The 24,288-nt window shown below is 51.1% G+C and carries 25 protein-coding genes; 14 read left to right on the forward strand and 11 right to left on the reverse strand.

All coding sequences use genetic code 11. The features are described from left to right. From ACEW8P_RS12665 to ACEW8P_RS12710, 10 genes are all read left to right on the forward strand, one after another. A partial coding sequence (locus tag ACEW8P_RS12665; RefSeq protein ID WP_373513442.1) for a DUF4331 family protein occupies positions 1–810 on the forward strand: 810 nt, incomplete at its 5' end. A gap of 26 nt (positions 811–836) precedes the next feature. Continuing rightward, positions 837–3,140, forward strand: a complete 2,304-nt coding sequence (locus ACEW8P_RS12670) for a DUF4331 family protein (protein WP_373513443.1) — start codon at positions 837–839, stop codon at positions 3,138–3,140. Positions 3,141–3,284: 144 nt separating this feature from the next. Next, positions 3,285–4,604 (forward strand): tetratricopeptide repeat protein, encoded by a 1,320-nt coding sequence (locus tag ACEW8P_RS12675; protein ID WP_373513444.1) that lies wholly within the window; start codon positions 3,285–3,287, stop codon positions 4,602–4,604. A gap of 132 nt (positions 4,605–4,736) precedes the next feature. Further along, positions 4,737–5,795: a saccharopine dehydrogenase family protein gene (locus tag ACEW8P_RS12680; protein ID WP_373513445.1), complete on the forward strand. Its 1,059-nt coding sequence runs from the start codon at positions 4,737–4,739 to the stop codon at positions 5,793–5,795. Between the two features lie 26 nt (positions 5,796–5,821). Further along, positions 5,822–6,820, forward strand: coding sequence for a hypothetical protein (locus tag ACEW8P_RS12685; protein ID WP_373513446.1), 999 nt, complete (start codon positions 5,822–5,824; stop codon positions 6,818–6,820). A gap of 161 nt (positions 6,821–6,981) precedes the next feature. Beyond that, positions 6,982–8,505, forward strand: a complete 1,524-nt coding sequence (locus ACEW8P_RS12690) for an aldehyde dehydrogenase family protein (RefSeq protein WP_373513447.1) — start codon at positions 6,982–6,984, stop codon at positions 8,503–8,505. A gap of 117 nt (positions 8,506–8,622) precedes the next feature. Beyond that, positions 8,623–8,907 carry a PqqD family protein gene (locus tag ACEW8P_RS12695; protein WP_373513448.1) on the forward strand — a complete coding sequence of 95 codons (285 nt, stop codon included), beginning with the start codon at positions 8,623–8,625 and terminating at the stop codon, positions 8,905–8,907. 51 nt (positions 8,908–8,958) lie between these two features. Beyond that, positions 8,959–9,360, forward strand: a complete 402-nt coding sequence (locus tag ACEW8P_RS12700; protein WP_373513465.1) for a lasso peptide biosynthesis B2 protein — start codon at positions 8,959–8,961, stop codon at positions 9,358–9,360. Positions 9,361–9,380: 20 nt separating this feature from the next. Continuing rightward, positions 9,381–10,286, forward strand: a complete 906-nt coding sequence (locus ACEW8P_RS12705) for a serine kinase (protein ID WP_373513449.1) — start codon at positions 9,381–9,383, stop codon at positions 10,284–10,286. Continuing rightward, the gene (locus ACEW8P_RS12710) at positions 10,283–11,407 is read left to right on the forward strand and encodes a nucleotidyltransferase family protein (RefSeq protein WP_373513450.1); all 1,125 of its coding nucleotides are present in this window, start codon (positions 10,283–10,285) and stop codon (positions 11,405–11,407) included. The genes ACEW8P_RS12705 and ACEW8P_RS12710 overlap by 4 nt, the downstream gene beginning before the upstream one ends. A gap of 54 nt (positions 11,408–11,461) precedes the next feature. Here the strand turns inward: ACEW8P_RS12710 and ftsH are convergent, their stop codons facing one another. Continuing rightward, a complete protein-coding gene (ftsH, locus tag ACEW8P_RS12715; protein WP_373513451.1) occupies positions 11,462–13,555 on the reverse strand; it encodes an ATP-dependent zinc metalloprotease FtsH in 2,094 nt (697 codons plus the stop codon). Positions 13,556–13,639: 84 nt separating this feature from the next. After that, positions 13,640–14,023, reverse strand: coding sequence for a ribosome silencing factor (gene rsfS / locus ACEW8P_RS12720; RefSeq protein ID WP_373513452.1), 384 nt, complete (start codon positions 14,021–14,023; stop codon positions 13,640–13,642). 104 nt (positions 14,024–14,127) lie between these two features. Between rsfS and ACEW8P_RS12725 the strand changes: the two genes are divergently transcribed. Further along, positions 14,128–14,877: a biotin--[acetyl-CoA-carboxylase] ligase gene (locus tag ACEW8P_RS12725; RefSeq protein WP_373513453.1), complete on the forward strand. Its 750-nt coding sequence runs from the start codon at positions 14,128–14,130 to the stop codon at positions 14,875–14,877. Here ACEW8P_RS12725 and ACEW8P_RS12730 read toward each other — a convergent pair. From ACEW8P_RS12730 to ACEW8P_RS12740, 3 genes are all read right to left on the reverse strand, one after another. Continuing rightward, positions 14,855–15,208: a transmembrane 220 family protein gene (locus ACEW8P_RS12730; RefSeq protein ID WP_373513454.1), complete on the reverse strand. Its 354-nt coding sequence runs from the start codon at positions 15,206–15,208 to the stop codon at positions 14,855–14,857. The two genes, ACEW8P_RS12725 and ACEW8P_RS12730, sit on opposite strands and share 23 nt — an antisense overlap. A gap of 136 nt (positions 15,209–15,344) precedes the next feature. Continuing rightward, positions 15,345–15,905 (reverse strand): T9SS type A sorting domain-containing protein, encoded by a 561-nt coding sequence (locus ACEW8P_RS12735; RefSeq protein ID WP_373513455.1) that lies wholly within the window; start codon positions 15,903–15,905, stop codon positions 15,345–15,347. Between the two features lie 167 nt (positions 15,906–16,072). Next, the gene (locus tag ACEW8P_RS12740; RefSeq protein WP_373513466.1) at positions 16,073–16,822 is read right to left on the reverse strand and encodes a tetratricopeptide repeat protein; all 750 of its coding nucleotides are present in this window, start codon (positions 16,820–16,822) and stop codon (positions 16,073–16,075) included. A gap of 259 nt (positions 16,823–17,081) precedes the next feature. Between ACEW8P_RS12740 and fsa the strand changes: the two genes are divergently transcribed. Together fsa and ACEW8P_RS12750 are read left to right on the forward strand one after the other, a co-directional pair. Continuing rightward, positions 17,082–17,738 carry a fructose-6-phosphate aldolase gene (gene fsa, locus ACEW8P_RS12745; protein WP_373513456.1) on the forward strand — a complete coding sequence of 219 codons (657 nt, stop codon included), beginning with the start codon at positions 17,082–17,084 and terminating at the stop codon, positions 17,736–17,738. Continuing rightward, a complete protein-coding gene (locus ACEW8P_RS12750) occupies positions 17,739–18,416 on the forward strand; it encodes a cell division ATP-binding protein FtsE (protein ID WP_373513457.1) in 678 nt (225 codons plus the stop codon). A 13-nt stretch (positions 18,417–18,429) separates the two neighbouring features. Here ACEW8P_RS12750 and ACEW8P_RS12755 read toward each other — a convergent pair whose 3' ends face one another. Then, positions 18,430–18,642 (reverse strand): DUF2945 domain-containing protein, encoded by a 213-nt coding sequence (locus tag ACEW8P_RS12755; protein ID WP_373513458.1) that lies wholly within the window; start codon positions 18,640–18,642, stop codon positions 18,430–18,432. A 170-nt stretch (positions 18,643–18,812) separates the two neighbouring features. Here ACEW8P_RS12755 and ACEW8P_RS12760 point away from each other — a divergent pair, with 170 nt between their 5' ends. Further along, complete coding sequence (locus ACEW8P_RS12760; RefSeq protein WP_373513459.1) at positions 18,813–19,337, forward strand: pyridoxamine 5'-phosphate oxidase family protein; 525 nt, start codon at positions 18,813–18,815, stop codon at positions 19,335–19,337. A 169-nt stretch (positions 19,338–19,506) separates the two neighbouring features. Here ACEW8P_RS12760 and ACEW8P_RS12765 read toward each other — a convergent pair whose 3' ends face one another. The 5 genes from ACEW8P_RS12765 to ACEW8P_RS12785 all read right to left on the reverse strand — a co-directional run bounded on the left by ACEW8P_RS12765 (position 19,507) and on the right by ACEW8P_RS12785 (position 24,123). Then, a complete protein-coding gene (locus ACEW8P_RS12765) occupies positions 19,507–19,980 on the reverse strand; it encodes a BLUF domain-containing protein (protein ID WP_373513460.1) in 474 nt (157 codons plus the stop codon). 192 nt (positions 19,981–20,172) lie between these two features. Further along, on the reverse strand, positions 20,173–23,175 hold the full coding sequence (locus tag ACEW8P_RS12770; RefSeq protein ID WP_373513461.1) for a S8 family serine peptidase: 3,003 nt from the start codon (positions 23,173–23,175) through the stop codon (positions 20,173–20,175). Between the two features lie 185 nt (positions 23,176–23,360). Next, positions 23,361–23,555 carry a hypothetical protein gene (locus tag ACEW8P_RS12775; protein WP_373513462.1) on the reverse strand — a complete coding sequence of 65 codons (195 nt, stop codon included), beginning with the start codon at positions 23,553–23,555 and terminating at the stop codon, positions 23,361–23,363. Between the two features lie 20 nt (positions 23,556–23,575). After that, complete coding sequence (locus ACEW8P_RS12780) at positions 23,576–23,848, reverse strand: hypothetical protein (RefSeq protein WP_373513463.1); 273 nt, start codon at positions 23,846–23,848, stop codon at positions 23,576–23,578. Further along, positions 23,848–24,123 (reverse strand): hypothetical protein, encoded by a 276-nt coding sequence (locus ACEW8P_RS12785; RefSeq protein ID WP_373513464.1) that lies wholly within the window; start codon positions 24,121–24,123, stop codon positions 23,848–23,850. Before ACEW8P_RS12785 ends, ACEW8P_RS12780 begins: the two co-directional genes overlap by 1 nt. Between the last annotated feature and the right edge of the window lie 165 nt (positions 24,124–24,288).

Here is a 24,288-nt window from a genome sequence, read left to right on the forward strand (position 1 = left end):
AGCCCCTACGGCGGCGAGGATTTGCAATTTGCCAAGTACTTCACCAACCCTGAGTTGGCCCTGTACATGGACGACTCGAAATTTGGCGGGGCGGTGCCTTCGCTGAACGCCCTGCGCATTCAGACGATGGCCCTCGGCTCCTTCGACTTCCGCAACGGCAAGCCGGGCCTGTTCCCTTTGAAAGGCAATCCGGCCCTCAATGGTACCGCCCTGGCGGAAGCTGCTTTCGGTGGTATATTATTGCCCGACGCCATGAGTCCCCGCGCCGTAGACTTGCTCCCCATTTTCTATACAGGTGTCCCCAACCTGGCCCCTTACCAATTGGCGACGGGCAAAGCTGGCAACCCGCTGGCAGTAGGCAAGCCGTTCATCAATAACTTCTTGCCTACCCTGGGCGACATGCTTCGCCTGAACATGGCGGTACCTGCCACCCCGCGCAATGATCCCAAGTTCAGTCATTTGGGCCTCATCAGCGCCGCTGTGTTAGGGTTGACCGACCCGGCCTACAACACCGACGCCAAGATGCAGTTCATTCCCAACATGGATGGCTTCCCCAACGGACGCCGCCTGGAGGATGATGTGACTACCATCGAATTACAGGCTGTTTCGGGAGCCGTATTGGCCGCCGTGGGACTGTGGTACGACGACTTCAAGCCCGGTACCACGGCCAGCCCTGTCACGCCACAATTGGTGAGCGTGCTTGGCTTCACTGCCGGACCGACTATGAATGACACGGGTTTCATGACCAGCTTCCCCTATATGGCTAAGCCGTGGCGTGGATTCGACTACCCGCTAGAAGAAAGATTCTGATATTCACTCTAACTACAATAAGCAAAATGAAAAATCTCTTATATTTTATCGCGGGGCTTCTGGCGGTGGTGTGTCTTCAGCCTTCTTCGGCGGTAGCTTCCTCACACCGCGAAGCACCACTCATATCCAACGACCCGTTGGCTGACAATACCGACCTGTACGCATTCAGGAGTCCGGCCAATGACCAGAATATAGTTCTGATTGCCAATTATATTCCGTTTGAGCATCCCGCTGGCGGACCTAACTGGTACTCGTTCGGCGAGCGCATTCGCTACGAAGTTCATGTAGACAACAACGCAGGTACCCCCGGCTCGGACATTATTTACCGTTTCGAGTTCAAGCAGATGAACGAAGATCCCACCACTTTCTTCAACATTCGCCTGGGTAAGGAAAACCTGAAGACTACCTACACCTGCCAGCGTAGCATGGATGGTGGACGCTCATTCCAAACGATCATTTCGAATGGTATCGTACCGCCGCCTAATATTGGTCCCCGTTCCATTGAGAATAGTACTGTCGGCTTAGGTACCACGTACGACAAGCAAGTTGAAAAGGGAATCATGATGGCCAGCACGGGCGAGAAGATCTTTGCCGGTCCGGTGGACGATCCCTTCTTCGTGGATCTTGGCATTTTTGATCTGGGCGCGATTCGCTCTGAAAATCCTCGTGACGCCGTAGCAAAATTCAATTGTCATTCCATCGTCATCGAAGTGCCGATCGCCACTTTACAAAAGGATAAGAAAGCCGTATCTATGGCTAAAAACATCCTGGATGGCGATTATGTAATCGGCGTGTACGCCTCGGCAAGTCGCCAGATGATCAAGACACTTTATGCCGCAGGAGACGTAGGTTACGATGGCGAGTACCGTCAGGTATCACGCCTGGGTATGCCTTTGACCAACGAAGTCATCATTCCAATTGGCATGAAGGATCGCTGGAACGCTACCAAGCCATCCAACGATTTGCAGTTTGCCAAGTATTTCTCCAACCCTGAGTTGGCCCTTTATATGGATGATTCACAGTTTGGAACGGCTGTTCCGGGTTTGGCCCCTCTGCGAATCCAGACTAACTCGCTTGGTGCTTTCGACTTCCGTAATGGCAAGCCTGGTCTGTTCGCCCTGAAAGGTACTGAATCTGTGAAAGGAACGGCCTTGGACGAAGCGGCTTTCGGCAGTGTATTGCTACCGGACAACAAGAGCCCTCGCGCGGTGGACTTGTTGCCTATCTTCTACACGGGAGTGCCTAACCTGCCTCCTTATCAATTAGCCACGGGCAAAGGTGGCCGGGCGCTGAGAGCCGGTAAGCCGTTCATTAACAACTTCCTGCCTACCTTGGGAGACTGGTTGCGATTGAACATGGCAGTACCGACAACAAAGCGCAACAGCCCTGACTTTAACTCGCTTGGGTTGATTCAGGCTGCTGTTCTTGGCTTGACCGATCCCCGTTACAACGCCAGCGCTGACATGCAATTCATCCCAAACATGGATGGCTTTCCCAACGGGCGCAGACTAGAGGACGATGTGACTACAATCGAATTGCAAGCAGTGGGTGGAGTAGTGTTGGCCGCTATCGGCCTTTGGTACGATGACTTCATTCCTGGTACTACTGCCAGCCCTGTGACGCCGATGCTTGGTAAAGTGCTTGGATTTAAAGCCGGCCCGACCAAGAACGACAAGGAATTCAAGGCTATGTTCCCTTATGAAGCCGAGCCGTGGAGAGGTTTCCGTGGCCCAAGTTACGAGGGTAAAAAGGTGGACGCTCCCGCTCCTCCTGCCAGCACCGAGTTTGCGGTACGCGTGAAGAATTTTTCTTGCACCAATGGCGACATCGTGTTTGAAGCCGTGAATCCTGCTCCCGGCAAGACGGTCGAGTACTCAGCCGCCGGGGTATCCGTGTGGACGACCAACCCTAACCTACGAGTAGAGCAAGAGTTGTTCTGGGACAATAACAGCAGCGGGGTACTTACCCTCAAAGCTCGTTACCTGAATGAGCCTGACTCTCAGGTATCCATGGAGTACGACTTCCGTAAGCAATGCAGCAGGGCGCGGATCGCCTCGGAGCCAATCAACGCTCCCGCTTCGTTCTCAATCAACGTACTTGGTAATCCTACCAATAAGGATGTCGTAGCCTTTGACCTGCGCGGTAACGCCGGGGAAGCCATGGAGATCGGTGTTTCTGACGCCAGTGGACGCATCATGAGTCACGCCGCCTTCAATGCGACAGGCAACGTGGAGCGTAAAAGTGTACGGATCGGCCGCGCACCCGGTATCTACTTCCTGAAAGTGGGTACGCCGAGCGAAAGCCGGACGATCAAGCTGCTCCGCGAGTAGGAATCGAAAACGCTCTTAGACTAATTTTGGTCGATGGGCGCTTATAAAAGAATAGGTTATGCCGGAGATGAATGCACGAAACAACTGGGTCGTGCGTTTATCTCCGGCTAACTTTTAGGCATCACCATAAAAATATATTTTAGCATGAAAACGAAAACTACGGGCGCTGGCCGCTACTTGGTTTGGGCCCTCTCCTTATTCCTGGCTACTTCGCTTCTGATGGGCTGTGCCGACGGAAAGGGTGACTCAGATAGCACTGCCGGCGATACTTCCCTAATGAGCATTCCCCCACTTTTCCAGCGGACGGGCGAGCTGGCTAAGGCCGATGAATGGCCCCGGACTATTGCAAAGCTGGACGAGCTCAAAGCCAAGCTGGCCAAAGATCCCAACGATGTGAAGGCGCGGTTACAGATCGCCACGATCTATATGGCCGAGGCCCGCATTACAGGCGAACACCCCTATTACTACCCTGCTGTCCTGAAAATCCTCGACGGCGCGCTGAGCATCGATCCCCGCAACTTCGAGGCTACAACGTTCAAGGCGTCCGTCAAGATGTCGCAGCACCAATTTGCCGAAGCCCGCGACTTAGCCGAACAAGCCCGTCAGATCAATCCCGACAACGCCTACGTTTATGGCGTGTTGGTGGATGCCAACGTGGAGCTAGGTGATTACGAGCAGGCCGTAGCCATGTCGGACAAGATGCAAGCTATGAAGCCTTCCCTGGAATCTTACTCACGAGCTTCTTACCTGAGGGAAATCTACGGCAACTACCCTGGTGCCATTTCGGCCATGCAACTGGCCGTCGATGCCGGGTTGCCGGGCTCGGAGCCATATTGCTGGTCCAAGAACACGCTGGCCCAACTTTACACGGTTACGGGCCAACTTGATAAGGCAGAGCGGGAATACGCCGAGATTCTGGCCATTCGTCCCAGCTACGCTTTCGCGATGGGCGGGCAAGCACACGTGCAGCGGTTGAAGAAAGAATACGACAAAGCCCTCACTACCCTAGACAAGGCCGCCGCTGTCATGCCAGAGGTTTCTTTTCACGAAGAGATGGCCGAAATCTACGCTTTGCAGGGCAATGAGAAAAAAGCCGCAGACAAATACGCCGAAGTGGTGACCATGCTGGACGAAGATGCACAATCGGGCCACGCGGTGGATCTGGAGATGTGCAAGCTTTATACTAAAATGGGTAAGCTGGATTCCGCCGCCGTGTACGGACAGCGTGAGTACGACCGACGGCCCAAGAACATCGACGTCAATCAAGCGATGGCGGCGTTAGCTTTCAAGAAAAACGATTTGAAAAAAGCGCAGGAACACATAGAAACAGCCATGCGCACGGGCAGCAAGAATCCCGAACTACTGCGCCAGGCCAGCGAAATTCAAATGGCTCTAGGTAATGAGCAGGAAAGCAAGAAACTAGTAGCTGAGGCCCGTAAAGTGAATCCTAACCCGGTGCTTTGAGTTAGCTTTTTTGCAAGTGTCATATCGAAAGCCCTTCTTCCTACCGTCCGTGGGAGAAGGGTTTTTGTTTTCTTGGGCAAAACGTATATTTGTGAAAGGCCCTTTTTACATCGTCGTTAGTCAAAATAACACATGAATAAAATCCTGGTAGTCGGCTTGGGTAAAGTAGGATCTCTGGTTGGGACGTTGCTCAACAAACAATTTGAGGTAACGGGGCTAGATAAAAACCAACCCGCCCTGCCGCTTTCCTTTACGGTAGTCAAAGGTGACGTAGCGGATACGGCTTCATTGGAAAAGACAATGGTTGGTTTTGACGCCGTCGTCTCCTGCATGCCCTATAACCTGAATCTGCCCATTGCCCGGCTGGCCTACCAAATGGGAATGCACTACTTTGACCTAACGGAGGATGTTCCTACAACCGTCGCCATCCGGGAAATGGCCCGCGACAGCAGAGGTGTTATGGTCCCGCAGTGCGGTCTGGCACCGGGCTTCATCGGTATTGTGGGAGCCAACCTGGCCAACCGTTTCACCAAACTCCGTGACATCGAGTTACGCGTGGGTGCCCTACCCCGCTACCCCAACGGCCTTATGGGCTACTCCTTTACTTGGTCACCAGCGGGCGTGATTAACGAGTACATCAACGACGCCGAGGTCATCCACAACGGCGTCCGCAAGACGGTCTCGTCGCTGGACGGCACCGAGGTTATCAACATTGAGGGTCAGGAATTTGAAGCTTTCACTACCTCGGGCGGCTTAGGTACCATGTGCGAAACCTACGAAGGGCGCGTGGATACACTCAACTACAAAACTATCCGCTACCCCGGCCACGCCAAGTTGATGCGTTTCCTGTTGTACGAACTGATCCTGAAAAAGAAGCGCGAACTCATCGAAGAAATCCTGACCGAAGCCAAACCGCCCGTACAGGAAGACGTGGTCTATGTGTACGCCGTGGTGGAAGGCTGGAAGGACGGCCAACTCGCCCGCGAGGAATTCTACAAAGCCTACCACCCGATCGAGATGGACGGTCAGCCCTGGCGGGCCATTTCCTGGACCACGGCGGCCTCCATCGCGGCGGTAGTTGAGATGGTCGCCAAGGGTACTTTGCCGCAGCGGGGGTTTGTCAAGCAGGAGGATATTTCGCTGGAAAAGTTTTTGGAAACGGAGAATGGGGGGCATTATCGGAGGAATTAGCTTTTAACAAATTACTGGACATTTTTATGGCAACCGAAATCAAGACTTGGCAAATTATAAGTGGGAAGCTTACTCACGTATCATCTTCCCTGACTGAGAATGGAAGAAAAGAAAAAGATGATCTTGAACAATGGATCAAAAGTAATCCTGAAATATTGGGCAGTGAAATTGCAATTATTGGACAACAGGTATACACAAAATCTGGCCCGCTAGATTTTTTGGGTATTGATCGCTCAGGAAATTTGGTCGTCATTGAGCTTAAACGAGATAAGCTTGCCAGAGAAGTTTTAGCCCAAGCTATAGATTATGCATCTGATGTCGCTACCTACGAGCCAAGCTATCTGAATGAAATTTGTGAAAAATTTACAAATCAAAAACTTGGGGATTATCTGACAGAGAGATTCCCGGATACTAATTTCGAGGAAGTAGCCGTAAATCAGACTCAACGCTTACTTTTGGTTGGTTTTGCAATTGAAGAGCCGCTTCACAGGATGATTGAATGGCTTTCGGAAAAATACAACCTAGCTATAAACGCCATCATCCTTCATTATACAAAAACAAAAAGTGGAGATGAGCTACTTTCTAGAACTGTAATAATTCCTGAATCAGTAGAGAGAGAGAAAGTAAATAATAAAAAGTATGTAATTGAGATGTCAGATGAGCCAGGAAATTATGATGAGCTTGAATTGAAAAAAGAATTAAAAAAGTATTTATCAAAAAACTTGTATTCTTCCAAACGCATTCGGGATTATTTTCTTCCAGTTCTTCTAAAAAATGAAACAGTAACAAGAGATAAAATGAGGAAAGAATTTGTCAAAATGAAAGCAGCGACGGACGAAAGTCAGGCAGGTTCTTTCCTCTCTTTAATTTCAGGGCAATTAGGACATCAATGGAAGGATTATCTCAGACAAGTGATTTATTACGAATATCCCAATAACGAATGGGAAAAAGATAATTTCAGTATTCGGCCTGAATATAAAACTCTTGTGCAAGAAGTGCTAGACGAACTTTCAATGGAAAAATAATTGCTAAATTAATTTTAAAGATGGAAACCCGCTCATTCCAATTTGTAATCGGGATGCTATCACCTCGCGTTTGTAACGCGAATACCCTCATGCGCGGATCGCGTTGAATCTGCTAGCTCTTTGTACTTTGCCGACTTGATTCACCATTCATCTCTAATAAAATGAATTTCCTCGAAACCCTCAACATAAAATCCCAAAGCCCCGGCCTAAGTACCGGACAGGAATCCTGGCAAGGCAAGGGTACTTTGTTGGAATCTTACTCGCCCGTAAACGGCAAAGTAATCGGCAGCACGCAGGAAGCCGCACGGGAAGACTACGACCGAGTGCTGGAAACCGCCCAAACCGCCTTCAAAGAGTGGCGGACGAAGCCCGCGCCGCAGCGGGGCGAGGTAGTTCGTCAGATGGGGGGGCAGTTTCGGCAGCACAAGAAGGCTTTGGGTGAGCTGGTGAGCTACGAAATGGGCAAAAGCTTGCAGGAAGGCTTGGGCGAAGTGCAGGAAATTATCGACATCTGCGATTTCGCCGTGGGCTTGTCCCGACAATTGTACGGCCTGACTATGCACAGCGAGCGACCCGCGCACCGGATGTACGAGCAGTGGCATCCGCTGGGGGTAGTTGGCATCATTTCGGCCTTCAACTTTCCGGTGGCCGTCTGGTCCTGGAATGCCATGATTGCCTTGGTATGCGGCGATGTGTGCGTCTGGAAACCTTCCGAAAAAACCCCGCTGACTGCCATCGCTTGTCAGAATATTATTCAGGAAGTACTGAAAGCCAACCAAGTGCCCGAAGGCGTCTCGTGCCTGGTAGTTGGCGGGCGCAACGTGGGTGAGTGGCTCGCCGCCGACGCACGAGTTGCTTTGGTTTCTGCCACGGGCAGCACCCGCATGGGCAAATCTGTCGCCGAAACGGTCGGGCGGCGGCTGGGCAAAAGTCTGCTCGAGTTGGGCGGCAACAACGCCATTATCGTCACGCCGGGAGCCGACATGGTGGTGGCAATCCCGGCCATCGTATTCGGGGCGGTCGGTACGGCCGGGCAGCGCTGCACCAGTACGCGGCGGCTCATCGTCCACGCGAGCATTTATGACGATATGAAGGAGCGGCTGCAAAAAGCCTACGCCCAACTTCGCATCGGCGACCCGCTTGATGTGAACTACCACGTCGGTCCGCTCATTGATCAGCAAGCGGTGGTGGGTTACGAGGCGGCGGTTGAAAAAATTCGGGAACGGGGTGGTACTTTCGTGGTGGAGCCGGAGGTACTTTCGGGTGAGGGCTTTGCGTCGGGCTGCTACGTGCGGCCCTGCGTGGCCGAGGCTAACAATGATTGGCCCATCGTGCAGCAGGAAACCTTTGCACCCATCCTATATTTAATAAAGTACGACGCGCTGGAAGAAGCCATTGAAATTCAAAATGGCGTGCCGCAAGGCCTTTCATCGGCGATATTTACGCTCAACCTACGCGAAGCAGAGCATTTCCTTTCGGCGGCTGGCAGCGACTGCGGCATTGCCAATGTCAACATAGGTACTTCGGGCGCCGAGATCGGCGGAGCCTTTGGCGGCGAAAAAGAAACGGGCGGCGGGCGTGAGTCCGGCTCCGATGCCTGGAAAGCTTACATGCGCCGCCAAACCAATACGCTGAATTATGGCACAGATTTACCTTTGGCTCAGGGAATTACCTTCGAATTATAATACTGTCTTGGGGAAAAGTAAGCGGGGATAATCCGTTCGGCGAGGATATTTGCTATTTTTGTGATTATTTTCAAAAAAGCAGACTGTTCCGGCATTCGGAATCTTAAGTTTTTACTCATGAGCGAATCGAGCGGCAAAGAATACAGGCTATCCTCTGCACAGGTATCTTCCAATGTGGCGGACGAGGTAGTCATTCTGAATCACGATAAGGGCGTATACTACGGTTTGGGCGAGGTAGGCGCGGCGGTATGGAGCGCCCTGGAAAGCGGTCCGAAGACATTCGATGAACTTTGTACACTGGTCACGGAAGAATACGAAGTGGATTCGACAACCTGTGAGGCAGATGTTTCGGCTCTGCTGGACGAGTTGGTGCGCGAAAAACTGGTCGAAACCGACGCTTAAAATGCCCGCCCATTGCGAAAGCGAAAAACACTCTGGGAAAAGGCTCGAAAGTTGCGGACCAGGCAATGGCTCTTTCTGCTGAAAGCCGTCATTTCATTACTAATTATCAAAGCAGGCCTCAGATTATTTTCTTTCAATCGCTTCAAAAAGCTATTCTCTCGCGTGACTAAAAACGAGAGAAACGTTACCCACAGCGAACAGTACGTGCAGGATACCGCCTGGGCTGTGCGTACTGCCGCCCACGTGTTGCCTGTTTCGCTCACCTGCCTCCCTCAGGCCCTGGCAGTAAAGTACCTACTCCGCCTCGACCCGAATCTGCCGCTGAATATCGGTGTGCAGCAGTCGGCCACGGCAGGCTTTGAAGCCCACGCCTGGGTTGAGCGAGCCGGGCGGATCGTGGTCGGGGAATGGCCCGAAGGTAAGACGTACCGCCCTCTCTGGGTATGGGAATAACTCCCAAAACCAACCAATTCATGTCAGTTTACAAAGCATTTGATTTACGTATATCGTCGGAAATACCGCTGCCCGAGCTGATTTTGGCAGAAAACCAGAGCGGCGTTACAGATATTGAGATCGTTCGTTCGGTAGTGCAATTCCCCGACCTTGTGGCCACATCCATTCACCGCCGGGGTATCATGGCCGAAAGCGCCGAGAGCGAGGACGGAGCCATTTATCTGCGATGGGAGGGCGTTGCGGGCTACAAAGCCACGAACGGCAATACCCTGTATGTCGAATCTTACACCGATGATGCCGAATTACTTAGCCTCTTTTCCATCAGCGAGGCATTGGGATGTATTCTGTTGCAACGCGGTCTATTACTGCTTCACGCTAGTTCGGTTCAGGTGAGCGGCGTGGCGTATAGCTTTTTGGGCGAGCCGGGTGCGGGGAAGTCCACCACGGCCACGGCCTTTGTCAAACACGGAGCATCACTGCTCAGCGATGACCTTACGGCTATCTGCTTCGACGAAGAGAACAATCCTTACGTCCTGCCCTCTTATCCTCAATTGAAAATCTGGGAGAATGCGGTGGACGGCTTGAATTTTGACAAATCGAAATTGGTACCTGTAGCCGAAGGGATCAACAAGTTTTCTCTCCAGCCCAGTCAGAATTTCCCTGATAAACCCATACCGCTGGCAAGAATTTTTCTGCTACATAAGTTGTTCGACGGCCCAGACAAACAAAGGCTCTCCCCAATTGCGGCCCCGATCGAACTAGTGCGACACTTTCCGCTAGCTACGCATCTGCTGCGAGGATCAGTTCATCAAAGACATTTTCAGCAAAGTTCCTGGTGTGCCGCTCACGCGGAAATTTGGAACAAACGACGTCCCGATGACTTCGCAGCTTTGGAAGAATGGGTATTGATCAATCTTGAGACATGAAGCGCGCTGACGTTAGAAAACGCCTTTCTCCTGAGTTAGCCTTGCTTGTTTCGTCATGCCTTGGCGAACCATCCAGTGAAACTCCAATGCCCAGAATTCTCGGGGATAGCGGGGATAGATTGTTGTCGCTCGCCCGCTGGCACAACGTCCGGCCTGCTTTGTTGGCTGACTTTAGATCTAGTTCGGATAACTGGGTTACTACACTTCGCCAAGAGTGTTTGGAAATTACACTTTCCAATTTGATTAATACACGGGAAACGATTCGCTTGGTAAGCTTGCTACAAGCGGAGGGAATATCCGCATATGGATACAAGGGATGTGTGTGGGCCGAATGGTTGCATGGTCAACAGGGCGATAGAGAATACGGGGATATTGATCTCCTGGTAGGTCAAAAAGATTATCTGCGTGCCTTGGGTCTCATATCGAGAGTTGGATATGAGGCTGATCCCTACCGACAATATCTACTGAATGGCCCCGTGTCTGTGCGCGAGGCCTTCCTTCGTACGGACTATCATGTCCCGATGTTAAGAAAGGAGTCTGGTAGTTCGCTAGAATTTGTACTAGAAATGCACTGGCGAGTCGCCTATCCACGATTACAGTTCAATTTTCCGGAATCAGAATGGTTAGAGTTCAAGAAAGAAATTTACGTGCAGGGCAAGCCTATTTCGGGTTTTTCAAATGAATATCAATTTCTGCTGCTAATTATGCACCACGGTGGAAAAGAAGAATGGTTGAAACTAAAATATCTGAGCGATTTATCTAGCTACCTTGATCGACACGGAAGCGAAACAGACTGGAAGCTTGTAGAAGAACTGGCAGGACGAAAAGGAATGTTGACACTAATGTGGCAAGGACTCGGTTTGTTGAGAGCTATGGGAAAGCCTTGGAGGGTAGGCTGGGCAGACGTTCCTCCTGTGCCTGTAAATTCGGCTTTGTTAAACAAATGGGAAAACATGCCAAGAGCGTCTGAGAATTCCAGCTTGTCGTACTTCTATAACACGTTAGCGACACGCGACACATTTGAGCAAAAAATAGGAATCGGAATCTCACACTTTCAGTATGCCTCAGAATTGAGACTTCTGTACCGTAAATTCTTGTGGTATAGAGAATATTCGAAATAAAAGAAGGGTCAACTATATAGCCGCCCTTCTCCCAATTCGTATTGATCTCTATTTCTATACCTTCGGCTCTACTGTCGGACTGTCATCTTCCGCTTCTACCACTACAGCAGTCGGTTCTCCTTTTTCTTCCTCCTCCAAGCGTTTCTCCTCCTCCGCGTGCTTCACTGCCTCCTCGTGGACGGCGGCTTCCTCACGCGAGCGACGATTGACATAAGCCTGGTAGTTCGTTTCTTTTTCGAAAGGACGCTTACCAATCAGTTTTTCCAAATCGCTCTGAAACAGAATTTCCTTTTCCAGCAACTCCTGCGCAATTGTTTCCAACTCCTCACGCTTATCGCTCAACATACCTACCACGCGCTGATAGGCTTTATCCACCAATATTCTTACCTCATGGTCGATTTTCTCCGCCGTGTTTTCCGAGTAAGGCTTCGTGAAGTTGTAGTCTGACTGCTTGGAATCGTAGAACGAAATATTGCCGATCTTGTCGTTCATACCGTACATGGTCACCATGCTATATGCGACTTTCGTTACGCGCTCCAGATCGCTCAATGCTCCGGTCGAAATTTTGCCAAAAACCACGTCTTCCGCCGCGCGACCTCCGAGGGTCATGCACATTTCATCGAAAAGTTGTTCGGTGCGGTACAAGTACTGCTCACGTGGCAAGTACTGTGCGTAACCCAGTGCGGCCACACCTCGGGGAACGATCGTAACTTTCACCAGCGGATCAGCATGTTCGAGGTACCAGCCTGCCACCGCGTGGCCAGCCTCGTGGTAGGCAACGATTTGCTTTTCTTCGGGTGAGATAAGTTTGTTTTTTTTCTCCAAACCACCAATTACCCGATCCATCGCATCCTGAAAATCCTGCATCGTTACACTCTCGCGGTCGCGACGAGCGGCGATGAGGGCAGCTTCGTTACAAACGTTGGCGATTTCGGCCCCTGCAAAGCCCGGTGTTTGGGCGGCCAATTTTTGAATGTCCACATCTTCCGAAATCTTAATCGGCTTAAGGTGTACTTTAAAAATAGCCTCCCGACCAATGACGTCAGGCTTATCCACCGAAATCTGGCGGTCGAAGCGGCCTGGCCTCAGCAGGGCGGAGTCCAGTACATCGGGACGGTTGGTAGCCGCCACGATGATGATACCCGAATCAGTCGCAAAGCCGTCCATCTCCACTAGCAGCGAGTTCAGTGTGTTTTCCCGCTCGTCGTTAGAACCAGGCATTCCGCCCCGTCCGCGTGAACGACCCACGGCGTCAATCTCATCGATAAAGATGATACAGGGTGCTTTTTCCTTCGCTTGTTTAAATAGGTCACGCACCCGCGCGGCTCCTACGCCGACAAACATTTCCACGAAGTCGGAACCGGACAGGGAGAAGAAAGGCACTTCCGCCTCACCCGCCACGGCCTTGGCCAGCAGCGTTTTACCCGTACCTGGAGGGCCGACCAGCAGCGCACCTTTTGGAATTTTGGCTCCTAATTTCTTGAACTTATCGGGACTTTTAAGGTAGTCCACGATCTCTTTTATTTCTTCCTTGGCTTCATCAAGACCCGCCACATCGTTGAAGGTAATCTTTACCTTATTCTCTGCGTCGAAAAGGGTCGCTCGCGAGCGGCCTATATTGAACAATTGTCCGCCTGGTCCCACGCCACCGGACATTCGGCCCAGCAGGAAGTACATAACTACGATCATGACAATGAAAAAGCCCCAGGTACCAATCCAGCTCGACCAATCGCCGCGAGTATCAATCTTGTATTCGATCTTTTCGCCGTCCGGAACACCTTCCTGGATCTTCTCAAGGTCTTTTTTGAACGTCTCGGCAGAAGTGATCTGGAACTGGTAGTGCGGGGCGGCTTCACCGCCGAAGTAGTTGTTTTCCTTGGCAATGACCTGGTACTTGTCCTTGCGGAGCGCTTCTGGTTTTAGCGATATCTCTACCTTGTTATCGTTCACAATGGTAACGCGCGCCACTTCCTTGTCGGCTACCATTTTCTCGAAACGCTTTTGACTAATGTCGCGCAGCGTAGTGGATTTATTCAACCATGTAATCCCCAGAATCGTCGCGATCAGAGCCGCAATAATCCAGCCTTGATACCCCCGTTGTGGGCTTTTCGGGTTCAGAGGATTTCTTTTATTATCGTTATCAGACATTATAGTTTAGCATTAATATAAATTTGGTACTTATCAACGTCAGGCAGGGGTTTAATGTTCAGCCCGGTAGCCTGCCTCGATCTTTCAAGCGGCAGTCTCTTCGATGAACGTACGCTGGGCATCGCCCCACAACTCCTCGATGTCGTAATATTGGCGGCGGTCTTTCTTGAACACGTGCGCCACGACATCTACATAGTCAATCAGGATCCATTCACGGTTTTCCTTGCCCTCTTTATGCCAGGGATCTTCGGCAATAGCTTTGTGCACTTCGAACTCCACCGAGTCGGCGATAGCGTCGATTTGGGTGTCGGAGGTACCCGAGCAAATCACAAAATAGTCAGCGATGGCATTTTTGACCTGACGGAGATCGAGAATGGCGACATCCTGTCCCTTTTTTTCGATCATCCCTTTTACAACGAGTTGGCAGAGGTCTTGTGAAGATACTTCTTTATTTTTGCGTTGTTTCATGCATGGTGTTTAGCGGTAACGAGCCAGAAAGCAGAGTTTACTTTCAGCCGTTGATAAAAGTATAAATTTTTACAAAAGAAGTGTACGATTCTCGCGCAAAAACCTTGTTTTTCGGTAAAAAGGTGGTGTATCTGCCAACTTGTCATTCTACCAACGACATTGCGGCTGAATTAGTGCGCCGTGAAAAGGTATCGGAAGGGACGATCGTTATCTCCGACGAACAGACCGCCGGGCGCGGTCAGCACGGCACCACCTGGCTCACCAATCGTGGCCAGAATTTCACGCTTTCGCTCGTGCTCATGCCTACTTTTCTGACGCTCACCGAACACTTTCTACTCAGCCAGGCTATTGCCCTAGGAATCCGAGATTATCTGTCAAGATTCACCCAGAGCGCCAAGATAAAATGGCCCAATGACTTGTTTGTCAATGATTTGAAAATAGGTGGCATTCTTATTGAGAATTCATTGCAGGGGTCGCGGCTGGCGCATTCTGTGGTCGGTATCGGGCTGAACATCAACCAAGCCCAATTTCCCGCTGTTGTCTCTAGCCATGTCACCTCATTGCGTTTGGAAACTGGGCAAACTTTTCATTTGGCCGAGCAACTTCCTGTTCTATTACTGGCGTTGGAGAAGTCTTACCTGCGGTTACGCGCGGGGCAGGTGGAAGCACTGCGCCAGGAGTATCAGCAGCATCTTTTGGGATTTGAGCAAAGTCGCCTTTACACAATTGACGGACGAACGGTTGAGGGCACCATTCGGGGCGTAACCCCCGCCGGAAAATTACGCCTTGCCCTGAACGGTGGCCCGGAACGCGAATTTGATATTAAAGAAATTAAATGGCAGTGGGCGGATTGACCTTAGCCTGCCAACCCAGAAAGACCATCGCCAAGGTGCAAATACCCACCCCAAAAGACTCGCGGGCCAGCTCGATGTTCAGGCTCTTCATTTTGATCTCACCAAAGAAAACGCCTTCGAAAGCGGGCGGCCATTGCCAGATTGCACCCACCAGATAGGCCGCAGCCATGATATAGAACACCCACGAAGGCCACAGCTCACGGTGAGCCATGTAGCAGGCCAAAGCAGCCATGGAATAAACGGGTACCCAAATCTCCGGGTCAGGGTCATTGAACTGGAAGTAGGAAAAGAGCAGAAAGACTAGTCCGAGAACTATAATGACAAGTTTCATGGGTGGTGTTAAGATTCTTATTAGGTTCAATTTTATACCAAAAGAAAATTACTAAAAAATGATACCCATCTCGCACAAAAAAAGCGGCTGAGGATTCCCTCGGCCGCTTTAAAGCGCGTGTAAGATATGGAAAAGCCTACTTTTGCTTAATGATTTTGTGAGTCTTGCGTCCGTTGGGGGTAGTCAGGGTGCAGATATAAACGCCTTCGGGCAGTGTATCCGATTCGAAAGTCAAGCGGTGAGTGCCTTCCGCTTGCTCTTTGTCGGTGAGCAACCGCGAAATGGTCACGCCGCGCATATCGACGATACTTACACTCACCGTGGCTGCCTCGGGAATGGTGTATTCAATTAAGGTATTCTGAGCAAAGGGATTGGGATAAGAACCCAGCGCGAAGACGTTGTCCTCCCACGATTTACGCTCTAGATCCACTGCATCACAAGGCGCGATGGTAGCTTCGAAAACCGCTCCCGGCTTTACTTCAAAGCCCGCTATGAGCGTGACCGACTGGCCTGCGCGGTAGGTCACTTCACCCGACTGGACAAGATTGGCAGCAGACAAATGCTTGCTTGCTTGCTCCACTACTTTGGCACCCGACAAAGGAGCCGTCAACGTGGCGGTGGTGGGGCAGTTCTGCGCCTGCACCAGCGTGGTAAGTGCCGCTAAGGCACCGACGAAAAGGGTAGTTATTTTTTTCATTACTCGCTAATATTTTCTGATTATATTTTCAGTTTGGTGTTGTATGTCGGTTTTATTTCAACCCAAATATAATTTTTTTGACTGGGAATGACTATTTTATCAAACAGTTTGTTAAAAAAAATTATCAAGCGGTTGTTTTTTATCCTCCGAATGGAACCGAAAAAAAATTACGGAACGCAGTAGGTCGATACAGCCGCTGCCGCCTCAGCGTATCCCAATCGTTCGGCTTGCTGAAAACTCAGGCAGCCCAGGTCTTCTTCGCCGCTCTCGTATTGACTCAGTCCAAGCCCGTAGAACGCCTTGCCAAACTTTGGGTCGTAGCGCGTGGATTTATTGAAAGCTAATGTTGCCCGGGCGTACTCTTTTTTCCTGTAATAGGTATTCCCTAAATTGTACCAGGCCAGCGCGTTGTCTTCGTCAAGTTGTGTAGCCTTCTCAAAATCCTGAATGGCCTGAGGTATCTCGTTCAGCATGGCGTATACCTGACCGCGGTTCAAATAAATGTCGGCGGTGTCGGGCGCGAGTTGGGCGGCTTTTCCGTAGTCGGCCAGCGCGGAATCGAGCTGGTTTTGGGCCGTAAAAAGAAGCGCACGGTTGAAGTAAGGGCGGTACAGTGTTGGATCAATCTGAATGGCCTGACGGTAATCCAGCATCGCATTCGGGTATTCTTTCAGTTCAAAGTATGCTACGCCCCGGCTGTTGAATGCCTCGGCGTTCTCCAAATCCCGCTCGATGGCTTGGTTGAGGTACCCTATGCCATCCCGCAGCTTGCCCTCACGCAAAAGCGATTTACCTCTTTCAAGGTAGGCGTCTGAGGAATCTTTACAAGCAAGCAGGAAAGGAGGCAGGCAGGAAAGGAGGAGAGGAAGGAGCAGAGCGAAAATCTTTCGAGTTACTAATCTTTTGATTACAAATATTTTATAAAAAAAATAACTATCCATTGTCAATTGTCAACTGTCCATTAGTGCAAGAAAGTAAGCGTAAAAGTACGGCGGAAAGGTTTGCCAATGGTTTTTTCTTGTTTGGAAAATGTCCTTATCTTTGCACGGGCAAATCGGAACTACCAGCTCCTGCTGAATCCCCCAGGTCTTGATCGAAGCAAGGGTAGGTGGTCGTAGCGGTGAGATTCTCGGTTTGCCTTTTTTTATGCCCTGAAACCTAACTTTTTTAGATACTATGAAATTCTTCATCGATACGGCCAACCTGGATGATATTAAGGAAGCTCAGGCACTCGGTGTGCTGGATGGCGTTACGACCAACCCCTCGCTGATGGCCAAGGAAGGCATCACGGGCCGCGATAACATCATGCGCCACTATAAAGCCATCTGCGACGTCGTAGACGGCGATGTGAGCGCCGAGGTGATTTCCACCGACTACGACGGTATCATTCGCGAAGGTGAGGGTTTGGTCGAAATCGACGACAAGATTGTGGTGAAAGTACCCATGATTCAGGAAGGTGTGAAGGCTTTGAAGTACTTCTCTAACAAAGGCATCCGTACCAACTGTACTCTGGTTTTCTCGGCCGGACAGGCGCTACTCGCCGCCAAAGCGGGTGCTACTTACGTATCGCCTTTCATCGGCCGCCTCGATGACATTTCTACCGACGGCATCGACCTGATCGAGCAGATCGTGACGATTTACCGAAACTACGGCTATGAAACGCAAGTGCTGGCCGCCTCTATCCGTCACCCCATGCACATCATTCAGTGCGCCGAAATCGGGGCAGATGTTATGACCGGATCCCTCAGCACGATCCTGTCCTTGTTGAAACACCCGCTTACCGATAGTGGTTTGGAAAAGTTTTTAGCCGATTACGCGAAGGGAAATAAATAAATGACTCTCTCCTCCGAACCTGTCGTCACGCTGGAACGCGCGGATATTTATCAGGGCGACACGCCTGTGTTGGCGGATGTCAACTTTCAGATAGATAAAGGTGAGTTCGTGTACCTGATCGGGCGGACGGGCAGCGGCAAGAGTTCGCTCCTGAAAACGCTCTACGCCGATCTTTGGCTGCATACTGGATCGGCGAAGGTAGCGGGTTATGAACTTCACAAAATAAAGCGCAGCGACATCCCTTTCCTGCGCCGCCGCATTGGCATCGTTTTTCAAGATTTTCAACTCCTTACCGACCGTTCGGTGGAGGAAAACCTCATCTTCGTGCTGCGGGCTACAGGCTGGCAGGAGAAAGCCGACATCGCCCGCCGTATTTCGGAAGTACTCATGCAGGTCGGGCTGGGTACTTCGCCCAAGAAAATGCCGCATCAGCTATCGGGCGGCGAACAGCAACGTGTGGTTATCGCCCGTGCCATGCTCAACGAACCCCAAATTCTGATTGCCGACGAACCAACCGGAAATCTCGATCCCGAAGTGAGCAACCAGATCATGGAAGTTTTTAAGACTATCAATAATGCTGGCACCGCTGTGTTGATGGCTACCCACGATTACAGTTTGCTGGAAAAACACCCCGCCCGCGTGGTACGCTGCGAAGAAGGGGAAGTTCGGTTTAGCTAAACTACCCCCACTCCTACTTTTTCTTCAACTCCGAGCCTGATTTCAACACCTCGTCGCCGTCCTCCTGCTCGATGAGATAAGCAGGTTCGTCGTCGCTGGCGTTGCGCGTTATTTCGCTGCCCTTGATGGTACGGGTTACCTTACTCGTAAATTTCTCCCTAACCTTGCCGGAGGCAGTGCCTTTACCCCACTCCCATTCTACTTTATCTCCTTTCTTGTACGCCATAGTTTTTCGGTTTTTTTAGGAAAAACACGGACTTGTAGAAAATTGTTTTTGGGAAAAACCTCGTCGAAACAAACCGCCAATCTTTCCATATTCGATCCTTCCGTGGCTTTTTCTCTCTGGCACAGCCTTTTTTATCAGGTAGTTTTTCAAACTAAAAACAGAAATTTCCCATGCAAGACTCCCGACACGATGAAGACAATCACATTAAGAATCTCGCGGGTAGCGAGGCCGTTGAAAAACTGAAAGATTTGGCCGATGGCATTTGTATGTTCACTACTTTCACTGACGACAAGCCAATGCCCAGCCGCCCGATGGCGCTGCAAGGCGTGGAGGACGACGGGGCGATGTACTTTTTCAGCGCCGACTCATCCGACAAAAACAAGGAAATCGCCGCCGATCCGAGCGTGCAGCTCTTTTTCTGTAAAGAAGGCGCTTCCGAGTACCTCAGCATCTACGGGAAAGCGGCTATCTCCCGCGACCGCGCCAAAATCGAAAAGTACTGGAACGCCTTCATCAAAATCTGGTTTCAGGGCGGTAAGGATGACCCGGCCCTCACGGTTATCCGTATCGACCCCGAGGACGTTTACTACTGGGATACCAAAAACAACCGCATGGTATCTTTTCTGAAAATGGCCGCTTCGCTGGTCACGGGAAAGACAATGGACGATGGAGTCGAAGGAGAATTGGAAGTGTAGTTTTGGCTTCTGCCCGTACGTTTTGAGCGCAAATGTATTTTTGCGCTCATTTTTTAAACCCCTGTACAAGTTTCACAGCTGTTTGCACCGCGACCGCGCTCTTGTTACTTTCAGGACACTATTCTGAATGCCCTGCATAACGTGTTGGCTCCGAAATTTGGCCGTACATTCATTTTTCCAATAGCTGCCGGGCCATACTCCAAAACAGGATGGCAGGAAAGGTTCGTTTCTCTACCATTTTTGAAAAAGTGATGAAATTGTCAACAAATACTTCCTGGCCTATTCCCTGAATATCATCCTGGCTAAGTTCGTGAAATGCCATGCTCCAATCGTGGAATGCACGGTCCTCTTTTCCACCTTCTGCCAGGATCGCAATGTTAGTGTGCCTATCATCCTGAGCAATTTTAGAATACAGATTCTGTACTACTCCCTTCTCACCTTCCAATATTTGGATGAACTCCTGATTGTGGTATAGAAGGCAACCGGAAATATCACTTTTCACATTATGCTTCCGGGCTGCTTTCAATATATCGGCGATATCCTCCGCGCGTAAGTTTGGGCTGGCCGTCGAACAGTAAGTTATTTCATACATGGCGATATTGTAGTTTTTTGTTGTCAGGCCGGGTGTTGCAAGAAGAGCCACGGAATGATGCTTATTTCGTGCTGAATATAATCAATAAGCCACAAATCCCCACATGAGAAGAAATAACTGATTGGTCGACCCTTCCATTTCATAAGGAAAGCGTAGTATTTGCTCCAAATACGCATCTGAAACGCAACGTGCCCCGGCTTAGTCCAGCCGGGGCACGTTGCGTTTCAGATGTACTCTATTAGCTTATTGAACTTTGAGCACCTTTATCGTTTTTGTTTCAGTAGGGGTACTTACCTTCAGCAGGAGCAGGCTCGTTGGCTGACGGCTTACCTCGAACACATGCCGCTCTTCCCGGCCGGCCTGCTCGATCTGGTGACTACCAAGTACCTTGCCTTGTGTGTCAGTCAAAGTCATGCTGACTGGCTGGTTGGCAACGCCACGCACCAGCACCGAAACTCGGCCATCCTCCACGGGGTTCCCCAACATAAGTACATTCAAACCATTGTCTTCGTCTGGCCCGACTCCGAATCGCGCACCACTATTCCCGCACACGGCCAGCCAGTTGTAGACAAAGCTTACCTCGCCACTGGTACCCTGCTGAGTGGCTTTGAGCGTGATGGTCGGGTTATCTATATAGACGCTAAGCGTGTAGGGGCCCGGTACGGTAGTCGGGAGTTTCTCCCTGACGATCGAGAAAGTGATGGGTTGCCCGTTCACGCCGCTGTACTTGGGCGTGAAGGTCAGCAAGCGGAGGTTGGAATTGCCCGGTGTGGGACTGCAACTGATCGTCGTTACGTCTGTGATGGCAAAGGTCGTCGGCTGCGGATCGGGACCGGGCGGGGGCGGGGTAGTGCCGCACGCGGCCAGCCAGTTGTAGACGAAAATCGTCTCGCCTCCGGTTCCCTGCTGGGTAGCTTTGAGCGTGATAGTCGGATTATCGGTATAGATTTCGAGCGTGTAAGGCCCCGGCGCGGTCGTCGGCAACTTTTCGCTGACTACCGAGAAAGTGATGGGCTGCCCGTTCACGCCGCTGTACTGGGGGGTAAAGGTCAGCGAACGCTTGTTGGGGTTGCCCGGAACGGGGCTGCAACTGACCGTCGTTACGCCCGTGATGGCGAAGGTCGTCGGCTGCGGATCGGGACCAGGCGGGGGCGGGGTAGTGCCGCAGGCGGCCAGCCAGTTGTAGACGAAACTCGTCTCGCCGGCTCCCGGCTGCGAAGCCTTGAGCGTAATCTTAGGGTTATCGATATAGATCTCGAGCGTGTAAGGCCCCGGCGCAGTCGTCGGCAGCTTCTCGCTGGCCACCGAGAACGTGATGGGTTGGCCATTCGAGTTACTGTACTGAGGAGTGAAGGTCAGCAAACGCTTGTTGGGGTTGCCCGGGATAGGGCTGCAACTGATCGTCGTCACACCCGTGATAGTAATCGTGGGATTGGCAGGTGTAATGGCCTTCAAGGCCCTATCGGCCTGAATGAATCCGTAGCCGGTCCCAAAGTCGAAGCCCGCATCGAAGCCCGGAGTGAAAGGATCGTCCATGTCCAGGGCGGTGCTTTCCAACGTACTCAAAATGACCGCAGGGCTGATGCCGGGCACTTTCTGCTTCATCAGAGCCGCTACGCCAGCTGCATGCGGAGCTGCCGCCGAGGTACCGAAGAAGTTAGGGAACGCATCGGGGTCGCGGGAAGTATCGTTGCCAAAGAACGTATTGTTTGTGCCATCCACGCTCGTAATCTCCGGCTTCTGGCGGACGATGGGCGTGCTGAGTCTGGTACCGTCGGTACTAAAAAGGATGGGGGTGCCTCCCGCCGAAGAAAACGGTTCGATGGTCGCCGTGGTCAGCGCAGGATTATAGGCAGGTGTATTGTAGAAGGGAGCGGCTCCCACTGCGATGGCCCTACTGGCGTTGGAGTGTCCCGTTACTGTCGAACTTTTAGTATCGTATTCAGTAAGGACATTGTTGCCAAAGTTCACCCACTTAACAAGAGTTGGGTCGGGCGTGGGGCCCGTAGTTTCATCCTCATATTTGGCAAGCACCAGTTCAATTGTCACTGCGCTGCCACCAGTGTTCGTCAGGCCAATGATCTCCACAGGATCACCACCGATACTCTCACCTTGTGATGATAAGTTGCCCAGAAAATTTCCATTGAAGTAAACTAGCAAATCCATGTCTGTCCGGGCACCACTGCCCCCACTTACAGAGAAAAACGGATCATCCCATTGAAACGAGATGATAATCCGTCGGCCAGCCCCAATGGTAAGTGACTGAAATTTGTCGCCCCCACCAAAATCATGTGCGCCCACGTAATAACCGGGGCTGGCGGGTTGCGTCGTTCCTCGATACGCACTTTGGTAGGATTGCCGGGCTGAGTTACCTGCCGAAGAGAAATACGTAACACCGCTATTGTTAACTACATCGTCAACTGCCTGGGCAACGGGGCCATCCTGAAAGAAAGGTGCGGCAAAATAACCGACATCGTCGGTGATGACTTTACAACCGGCGGCGGCCAGGGCCCGAATACCGGCCGCAAAATCGAGTTGCCCTTCAAAGGCTGTGTAAAACGCCTGCGGTGAGCCAGGGGCGATGTCGTGGATCAGTTCGATCATAGCCCGGCCTTCGTCGATGCCAGTACCGCTGAATTCCTTCAACACTTCGACTCCCGCTGGCAAATCGCCCGAAGCAACGCCCGCAGCGGCCCCGCCGCGGGTGTTGTAGGAGTCGGAAAGTACCCCAATCTTCACCCCCGTCCCATCCACATTATAGGTGGTGCGGGCAACATAGGAGCGCAATGAAGTATCGGCTTGCGAGGTAACGGATCCTACGTTGTGTATGGGTTTATAAGATGGGCGGGCAGAACGCAATACAGAAACATCCTTCAAATCGTCCAGCTTGTCGATGGGCAGGTAACCCGTTACCTGTTGTTTATATACGCGGCCTTTGGTCAGGCCAAGTGCCTGTAGACTTTGCAGTAGGGCCTGGCCTTCCTGCTCTGAATTGGCTACCGCGCTGATGGCAATAGAATTGCCCTCAGTCATAAACAGGTTGTCTCGCTGTAAACCCCCAGGAAACGGGGCTTGCGTATTAATACCGTTATTTTCAATAACGGTCAGCAGGTCAGTGCTGACTTTGGCAGCTCGGGCCGCAGCCTTCACGTCGGCTGGTGTTTGCGCCTGCACTGCAAATGATGCAATGAGCAGGGCCACGATAGTGCAGGAAATGACCCTGAAACGATGTAATGGTTTCGTCATAACATTAGAGGTTGGTTTGGTTGAGAAAAAAATAAACTTACGTTGAAAAAACAGATAAAACAATATGTACCTCTGATTAACAAGCGGTATAGGGTACACAGGCAAGATTTTCTTGCCGAAAAACAAAAAAAGCCAATGATTTATCATATTTTTTTGTGCCGTAAGCGCTACACTCACCACAGAAATCAGAAATAAACGGCTGAACTGTATCGGCGTTGTGCACAGTCTTTCAGACTACACACAGCTTCGCGGCGACAGAGGGCTACGAAGTAGCGAGGGTAGTTGGGAATATTCAGCCCCAACACGAGATTCCGCTTTCCAACGAGCAAATCTCCCTCTTTCACAAACTGAATAATTCCACTTCCGCAACGGTTTTCCATTTTGTTTCTTCTTTGGGGAGTCAGCAATGGGTCGTCATCAAACATAAAATCATCAATTTACTGATGAGTTCAACAGGATGATTTTCCTGCTGCCAAAACTGGTAATCCTTATTCTTAGCATTCGCTTCCCGGAACGCCGGACCGCCTGCTTGCTCAAATATCCAAAGCATCCAGCCCCGCCGACTTTCCGAATCTTCCTTATCGGCGATAGCGGCAATAATTTTTTTGGAAGTAAATTTCTTCAAATCCCGCAGGGCATCGGAAGGATGATGGCCGAATTGCGTCGAAATCATCAGATGCACATGGTTGAGTCTTCGGCTCCGCTCAGACTGACAATTAGGCTGGTCATGCTGAGCGGAGCCGAAGTATGGCAGTAGCGCAGGCTTTCCAGCAGAATATCCACGTAAGTGGAGCGCGTGAAGACTTCGTCAGGCTGAGCGGATCGAGCTGGCGTACCAGCCGAAGCCATTGGACGATGGCGAAGGTGACGAAGTACAAGCCTTCGGGATTCTGGATGCGGCGGGCGCAGGGCATGGGCTTGCGGGTTGGCGGTTCGCAATAGATTCATCAAAGCAACCTCACTCTCACATTAACCAGCCCCTCCCAGTTTTTCGCCGTAACAATGAAAGGCGTAACAAGCCCTTCCAATTTGAGGACTACCTTCAACGAAGTGATCGTATAATGCTGGGCGATGTGTCCTGGCTTCAAAAACACAATACCGTAGAAAGGCTGC

It is taken from the genome of Persicitalea sp. (assembly GCF_041751555.1).
Taxonomy (GTDB): domain Bacteria; phylum Bacteroidota; class Bacteroidia; order Cytophagales; family Spirosomataceae; genus Persicitalea.